The sequence below is a fragment of the Candidatus Roizmanbacteria bacterium CG_4_9_14_0_2_um_filter_38_17 genome (genome assembly GCA_002788855.1).
In the GTDB taxonomy this organism is placed as follows: Bacteria; Patescibacteriota; Microgenomatia.
Genome location: PFSB01000025.1, coordinates 1 through 7,756, shown reverse-complemented (window position 1 = coordinate 7,756; position 7,756 = coordinate 1). Strand labels below are relative to the sequence as shown.

General features: G+C 38.0%; 10 protein-coding genes and 1 tRNA gene. 4 read left to right on the top strand and 7 right to left on the bottom strand.

The window, feature by feature from the left end:
- Positions 1-238: 238 nt before the first annotated feature.
- Complete coding sequence (locus CO050_05535) at positions 239-535, top strand: hypothetical protein (protein PJC30656.1); 297 nt, start codon at positions 239-241, stop codon at positions 533-535.
- A gap of 30 nt (positions 536-565) precedes the next feature.
- Here CO050_05535 and CO050_05530 read toward each other — a convergent pair whose 3' ends face one another.
- The 7 genes from CO050_05530 to CO050_05500 form a co-directional block, all read right to left on the bottom strand.
- A complete protein-coding gene (locus CO050_05530) occupies positions 566-1,252 on the bottom strand; it encodes a hypothetical protein (GenBank protein ID PJC30655.1) in 687 nt (228 codons plus the stop codon).
- Positions 1,253-1,319: 67 nt separating this feature from the next.
- Positions 1,320-1,631, bottom strand: a complete 312-nt coding sequence (locus CO050_05525; GenBank protein PJC30654.1) for a (2Fe-2S)-binding protein — start codon at positions 1,629-1,631, stop codon at positions 1,320-1,322.
- Between the two features lie 5 nt (positions 1,632-1,636).
- Positions 1,637-2,239 carry a hypothetical protein gene (locus CO050_05520; protein PJC30653.1) on the bottom strand — a complete coding sequence of 201 codons (603 nt, stop codon included), beginning with the start codon at positions 2,237-2,239 and terminating at the stop codon, positions 1,637-1,639.
- 2 nt (positions 2,240-2,241) lie between these two features.
- Entirely contained in the window at positions 2,242-3,645 is a 1,404-nt protein-coding gene (sufB, locus tag CO050_05515; protein PJC30657.1) for a Fe-S cluster assembly protein SufB, read from the bottom strand.
- On the bottom strand, positions 3,638-4,399 hold the full coding sequence (sufC, locus tag CO050_05510) for a Fe-S cluster assembly ATPase SufC (GenBank protein PJC30652.1): 762 nt from the start codon (positions 4,397-4,399) through the stop codon (positions 3,638-3,640). The genes sufB and sufC overlap by 8 nt, the downstream gene beginning before the upstream one ends.
- On the bottom strand, positions 4,400-4,969 hold the full coding sequence (locus tag CO050_05505; GenBank protein ID PJC30651.1) for a helicase: 570 nt from the start codon (positions 4,967-4,969) through the stop codon (positions 4,400-4,402).
- A complete protein-coding gene (locus CO050_05500) occupies positions 4,966-6,093 on the bottom strand; it encodes a hypothetical protein (protein PJC30650.1) in 1,128 nt (375 codons plus the stop codon). The genes CO050_05505 and CO050_05500 overlap by 4 nt, the downstream gene beginning before the upstream one ends.
- Positions 6,094-6,159: 66 nt before the next feature.
- Between CO050_05500 and CO050_05495 the strand changes: the two genes are divergently transcribed.
- The 3 genes from CO050_05495 (at position 6,160) to CO050_05485 (ending at position 7,685) form a co-directional block, all read left to right on the top strand.
- Complete coding sequence (locus CO050_05495; GenBank protein ID PJC30649.1) at positions 6,160-7,401, top strand: hypothetical protein; 1,242 nt, start codon at positions 6,160-6,162, stop codon at positions 7,399-7,401.
- A 54-nt stretch (positions 7,402-7,455) separates the two neighbouring features.
- Positions 7,456-7,529: transfer RNA gene (locus CO050_05490), tRNA-Gln, on the top strand.
- 66 nt (positions 7,530-7,595) lie between these two features.
- Positions 7,596-7,685 (top strand): hypothetical protein, encoded by a 90-nt coding sequence (locus CO050_05485; protein PJC30648.1) that lies wholly within the window; start codon positions 7,596-7,598, stop codon positions 7,683-7,685.
- Positions 7,686-7,756: the final 71 nt, after the last annotated feature.

The window sequence follows — 7,756 nt, the reverse complement described above, 5'->3', positions numbered from 1 at the left end:
GTAAACGTCTTAATTTCAAAACACCTCAGGAAGTATTTTCTGAGTACCTTAATAATCCCTAGGGGTTGCATTAGTTTCTAGAATACGGGAGACCGTATTTTCTAGTAAGGCTTAACCTTACTTTACTATAACTTAACCAACTTTATAATTCTTATCACTCTAACCCTCGGGGTTAGACCTACTTTATGGGACATCTCAGAATATAAGATCATGATAGAATCATTCTAGCTGGTATCTTATGAATAATGTACTTACTGGGGTAGTCGCTGGTTTAGCCTTGGGTGTTATTGCTGTGCTCTTAATGTTACCCTTATCATTTCCTGACAAAAAAGCTGCGCTCTTGGGTGCATTTATTAATAGATTCGCAATTGGGTTTGTAGTAGTAAATATAAACCCTCCAATGCCATTTTGGGTTAAAGGTATTTTAGTTGGTCTAATACTTAGTCTTCCCGATGCGATTATCACCAAAACATACATCCCAATTCTAGCTACAGGAATCATAGGTGGGCTGCTTGTTAGTTTTTTATCAAGATAAATTTTCTGCAAGGTTTGTCCTTGCAGAAAATTAGAGGTCGATTGCAATATCTCCTAAAGTATTTAGCTCCAGTTCAAGCTCTTTATTCTCAATAAACTTTTTTAACTTATCTTTATCAGAAAAATAGTCAGGTAGTCTCTTTAAAGAGACAATTCTACGCTCATTTTTATGAAGATATTCCTTTGTTGCAGACCACTTATATCGAAAAACTGTTTCATTGGTAACCAATTTTGCCTCAATTGGATTTCGAAGAACATAAAGCAAAAGTTGAGTTAGTTGCGGATCAGAAGCAACTGGTACAGTTTTATAGCTTCCTTCAAACACTGCGCCAGATAAGTCATATTTCTTATTAATATACATAGAATAAGCTGTTGCAAGTTTCCGCATAAAAATTGATACCCCATTCTCCACCTTCTGCTCAATAACTAAATGGAAGTGATTCGACATCTCAACATATGTCAATATTTCTACAAGAGGATTCTTATATCTATATGACAACTCCACCAACCTACAAAAAGCCTCTTGTCTAATTGGTGATTTTAATTCTCTTAGCCTGTCTAAATAACGACTATAAGGATAGTCATATTGAAAACACCAAGCTAATAGACTTTCCCATCGTATATAATCTGAAGTATCTTCAAATATATTTACCTTACGAACACCTCGGTTGTAGATATGGTAAATTGACCCCGTTGCAAAACTATAGCGTCTTGACATAATTATATGCTATCACATTTCTACAAGGTTTGTCCTTGCAGAAAATGATGCCATTATCAGCACTAAGTTATGGAAAAATTCTAACCATTATGTTGTCTTTTTCTATCTTTACTTCGTAAGAGGCAACAGGAACTGTAGCTGGTAGAGTGAGGGCTTTTCCAGTTTTTACATCAAACTTAGCACCATGACAAGGACAGGCTAACTCCTTGCCAGAAAGAACTCCTTTACTCAACGAGCATTTTGCATGGGAACAAGTATCATCAATTACAAAAAAATCCCCACCAACATTGGCGACAGCAATAATCTTATCTTTAACAATAAATTTCTTTACCTCACCGTCCCTTATCTGATTAACTTTAGCAATTTTAATAAATGCCATACTACTTATTTTATCAAAGGACTAGCCTTTGATATTTTGTCACGGATTGTTCCTTCTGGGATGCGATCGATGACCTGCTGCAAAAACCCAGCAACTATTAGACTCTCTGCTTTTTTTTGACTTAAACCCCGGCTTTTTAGATAAAAAAGTTCTTCTTCATTGATATGCCCAACAGTTGCTGCATGTGTACAGCGCACTTCATTTGCCTCAATCTCAAGTTCTGGGCGGGTATCTATTTTTACCAGTGGAGATAAAATCAAATTATTTTCTTGTTGAAAGGCATTGGCATTTTGGGCTTTTTTTTCAATCTGAATTAATCCTCGATATTTAAGCTTACTCGATCCATCAAAAACTCCTTTTACTAAAAGGTCACTAGTTGTATGGGCTGCTTTGTGAATTTGATAAGTATTAAGATTATATACTTGATTATCTTTACCAATAACTATGCCCAAAATATTTGCATGAGCTCCTTCTCCATTTAACTCAACTCTAAGATCCAACCTTGTTGTGGAGTTATTAATCAACATCACAATTGTTTTAACTTCATTCTTGGACAAACGAATGGTAGTCTCCTTAGTCTTATTATCTATAAGTACTACACCGTTCATGATTAACCAACAGATCCTTCCATTTCCAACCTAATTAAGCGATTAAATTCAACCGCATACTCTAGTGGTAGCTCCTTTACAAACGGCTCAATAAAACCATTTATTATCATTGCTTCCGCATCAACTTGAGAAAGCCCCCTACTCATTAGATAAAATAGTTGCTCCTCGCCTATTTTAGATACAGTTGCTTCATGTTCTACTTGAGTATCTTGCTCCTCTATCTGCATAGTGGGATAAGTGTCGGAACGACTAAATTGGTCTAGTATTAATGCATCACAGACTACTTTGCTTTTTGATTTTATAGCACCAGGCTGAACTTGGAGTAGTCCACGATACGTGCTCCTCCCACCTGCTTTTGAAATAGATTTTGACGTTATTTTAGAAGTTGTGTTTGGAGCAGCGTGGATTATTTTGCCACCTGCATCTTGATGCTGACCAGCTCCTGCATAGGCAATAGATAATATTTCCCCTCTGGCCCCTTTACCCATCAAATAACAGCTCGGGTACTTCATTGTAACCTTTGATCCAATGTTCCCATCAATCCATTCACCTATTCCATCCTCATCTATTCTCATTCGTTTCGTAACTAGATTATAGACATCACTACTCCAGTTCTGAATAGTAGTGTATCTAACTCGTGCTCCCTTTTTTACAACTATCTCTACTACAGCTGAGTGTAAAGCCGACGAAGAGTGCACGGGAGCGGTACAGCCCTCCACGTAGTGCACATGACTACCTTCATCCGCTATTATTAAAGTGCGCTCAAACTGTCCAACATTGGGAGCATTTATCCTAAAATAAGCCTGAAGAGGTAATTTTACAGTTACATTTTTTGGTATATATATGAATGATCCTCCCGACCACGCTGCGGTATTGAGCGCTGAAAACTTATTGTCTGCAGCTGGAATAATTGAACCAAAATACTCTCTAACCATTTCTGGATATTCTCGTAAAGCAGTGTCCGTATCACAAAAAATAACCCCCTGCTTAGTTAAGCTTTTTTTAATCGCTCCATATACAACCTCTGAATCATACTGAGCTTCAACACCAGCTAAAAACTTGCGCTCAGCCTCGGGAACCCCAATTCTTTCATAAGTTTGTTTTATCTTTTCCGGCACATCATCCCAGCTTTTGTATTTTTTTGACGTAGCTGTCTTGTAGTAATGAATTTTGTCAAAATCTATGCCAGACAAGTCTGCTCCCCAATTAGGCATTGACTTACTTTCAAATACCTGTAAGGCATCAAGTCTAATTTGCCTCATCCATTTTGGTTCTTTTTTAATTGCTGAAATCTGCTCTATAACAGCCTTACTTAAGCCCGCTCCCGTATCCACCTTATAATCTAATCCTTTATCATAGAAGCCATACTTATAATCACCAATACCTTCCAGGTGTAGATTACTCATAGCTCTTATATCCTCCTTTTTCAATTTTGTGAGCTAATTTAGCGTCTCCCGATTCTACAATTTTACCTTTAACCATAATATGAACGTAGTCTGGTTTAATATAACCTAAAATACGCTGGTAATGAGTAATGATAAGCACTCCAGTTTTATACTCTTTAACTGCATTCTTTATTCCTTTTGCCACAAGACGCAGAGCATCAACGTCAAGCCCCGTATCTATTTCATCAATTACTGCATATTTAGGCTCAAGTGCTAATAACTGGAGCATCTCTAGCTTTTTACGCTCCCCACCTGAAAAGCCTTCATTGAGTCCTCTACTTAAAAATTCCTCTTTAATCCCCAATGTCTTTGCCTTTTGTTGTAGCTCACGCATAAACGTCGCCACACTTCTAAGATGGGCTCCACGATTTCCTGGTGATTTTTTGCCTACTACTTTATTCTCATTTACAGCACGCAAAAAATTAGCCACACTCACTCCTGGAACTGCTATTGGGTGTTGAAAAGCCAGAAATAAACCCTTTTGAGCTTTTGCGTTTACCTCAAGACTTGTGATATCTGTCTTATCCAAAGTGATCTTCCCTGAAAGCAAATAGTCTGGGTGACTAAGAATAGATTTAGCTAACGAAGATTTGCCTGAACCATTCGGACCCATAATGGCATGAACCTCACCCGGTTTTATTGTAAGACTCACTCCATTGACAACTGTCTTCTTCTCAATGTCTACTTTAATGTTTTGTAAATTTAACATTTTTATCTATATTCCCAGCGTTAAATTAACCTGAGGGCTTACTTGCTTTTTACCCCAGTCCACCTTAACTGAAAGCTTACCTTGCCAATTGCTAATAAAGACTTCACTATGAGTGATGCCATAATCATACAAATCCTTGGTGATTTTAACATCATCTAGACAGTAGCGCTTGAGCTCTTCTAACTTTCCTTCCCTATAAAACTCTATAGCCTGTAATCCGTGCCCAGTCTTACCAGTTCCTAAAGTTGCCATTGCAATGGAATCTAAAGATGCCCGCTTGCCAAAGCTATTCTTAAATTCGGTAAGTAAATCTATGGTGGGAAGCTTACCCAGATCAGCCGTATAGTATGGGTTTAATACAGGAAAATCAAAGTGATCAATATTAAATCCAACCGTAAAATTCGCCGCCTCAATCACCTTTAACGCTTTGGGTATCTCACTTTCCATATATGCGCGGTAACTATCATCGGCATAGTTATATATACCGACACACGTTACACCTAGCTTAGTTAAGTCATTATCAACTTCACGAAATGAATGTTTTGTCTCCAGATCTAAAACAATAGGCTTGCTCATGCGGTAAGTTGTTTACGTAGTTTGTCTACAGTCTTTCTCACTGCCTTCTTCCAATCATAATCCATAACCTTTGCAATGTACTGTCTCCCACTGCGCAAGGTCAGCATCATGTGAGTACTATATCTACTAGGCACTCCAGCTGCATTCCGCTTTGTGTCTAGTACAAATCTAATCTTTCGTACTGGGTTAAAGCGATCCATTTTGGAATAAAATTTATCTAGTATTTCCTCCAGCTGGGCCTTATTCGCAAAGTCATCTGCAACCTTAACATTCATATCTCCTTCAACCTGTGGGCGAAGTTTTCCCACAGCTCTTAAAAGGTCATAAATAGATACTATACCAACTGGCACGCGATTTTTATCTATAATAACCACGCTCCCTACTTGTTTATCCAATATTAACGAAATTATCTGCAACGCTGTTGCAGAAACTGGAGCTGTTACAACCATTTTATGGTAATAATTTCTAAGTGGCTGACTAAGGTAGCTTGATTTTTCTCCTATACGCGGAGCCCAACTTCTATTCTTCATAGGCTCAGAAAATACAGCCTGAATATCAAAGCGCGTGACAATTCCAACCAGACGCCCACGTACGTCAACTACTGGCAGACGCGATACTCGCGCGTCACGCATTAAGTTGTATGTATAGTCTAAATTTGCATCTTCCTTAATAGTACGCACCTCACTTTTAGTATCGAGATTTATCTGCTTTACAATATCGTCCCGCTTGGCAAGTGCATCAAATAAACGGTTTACCGATACCACTCCTGCAAAATCTCCATTTTCTGCAAACACAGGTAAAAAATAGATCTTTAAATCCATCATTAACTTAGCCACATCCCATACATAAGAATCAAGAGTTAACTGAGGCGGCTTAAACAATATGTTAGCTATCTTAGTATCTCCCGGGTGCCTAGATTTAAACACAGATATGTACGGGTTAATAACCCCTAGATATTTATCATTGGAATCAAAAATAAATGCGGCATCGTGAGTACGGTTTAACGCAGCGAGTGCTTGAGCTAAAGTCTGATCAGGAGTACATTTAATAATGGCTCTCCTTTTTAATAAGTCTTTCGCCGTTAGATTAATCTCTTGATTAATGTTTTTATTAGCATCTTGCATACTTAATCAGAATTATAACAGATTTTTTCCTTGCCCAATAGGTAGTATTATCTGTATACTGTAACTATGCTTAAACTGCCACAAATCAATCTGGTAATGCGGATAGAAAACATAGAAAGCAACTGGGTAATGTTTTTAGGATTATTTGCCGCTGCATTTTTAATATCTGCAACCTCAGTAATGGTCTATTCCTTGCGCTCCACAGACTCCCAAGAAGTTGTTGCCTCTGCACAAGCTGAAGCAGTATCCTCGCCAGATCCAGATATTAATTATATCCCCACTAAAAAACAAGAAATAATTGCTTTTTTACCTTCCTGGGTAATTGCTAAAAATGAAAAGCTTAATCTAGATAAGCTCTCACAACTTATCTACTTTGGTATAGGTGTCAATGAAGACGGATCTTTAGTAAAGATAAAAGACGGTGGAGATGCAGTCCTTGAATGGCAATATTTAAATTCTGATGTTTTTAAAGAAATACGAAAAGAGGCCGAACAGAATAATACAAAGATACTTGTAGCACTTAAAAACTTTGATAACCAAGAGATCGATCAATTAATCTCCGATCCATATGCTATTGGTAAATTTATAAAAGAAGCGAGTCTTCTTATAGAAGATTATGATCTTGATGGAATTAACATAGACTTTGAGTATGTTACACAATCCGACTTCCCCACCGCCAAACACTTCAATGGATTTTTGTCTGAAGTCACCCAGTCTCTAAGAGAAAAGTACCCAGATATAGTTATTTCTGTAGATTTGAATGCTACTGCCGTTCTGGTTGATCCAGCATATGACATGGTTAAGATTGGAGAACTAGCTGACCAAGTTATCCTTATGGGATACGACTACCACACTATGAAGTCATCACAAGCTGGACCCATTGCTCCACTGCATGCTATGGCTAAAAGTGGGGGAAGCATAGAAAAATCTCTAGAGTCTTTAACAGGTAGAGTACCAGATGATAAGACAATTCTAGGAATTCCATTTTATGGTTATGAGTGGGAAACAGTTAGCGAAAACTACCAAAGCGAAACAGTACGAAACTCCGGAGCTCTTGCCACCTGGGGAAGAGTACACGATCTTTTAGAATCCAGAGACGATATTCAAGCCAACTGGGATACGAAAACCCAATCTCCCTGGATAGTATACAAACAAAGCGGGGCTATTAAGCAAATATACTACGAAAACAGGCATTCATTATCTGCAAAAATGAACTTTGTAAAGCAAAATAACCTCGGCGGTATCGCTATCTGGGCACTAGGTTATGAAGGTGATCACAAAGAGGCTTGGGATATAATCTTCCTTTAATTCAAAAACAGCACCCGGTGTTAATGTAGGGTTGATGGTAAAATTAACGTATAGTGCGGGATCGTATAATGGTAGTACAACGGACTCTGAATCCGTTTATCTAGGTTCGAATCCTAGTCCCGCAGCCCTTCGACAAGCTCAGGGCTATAGCCCATGGGATTGGAGAAGGTTCTTAAGCCTGTCAAAGAAACATAATGTTATATTACGTCTATATTCTCCGAAGTGACTCTAATAAGCTATACATAGGCCAAACCAATAACTTAATACGGAGAGAAAAAGAGTAATTAAGTAATTCCACAAAAACAGCAAAATACGCTAAAGATAATCAGGTATTTAGACCTGTCTTTTACGAAAC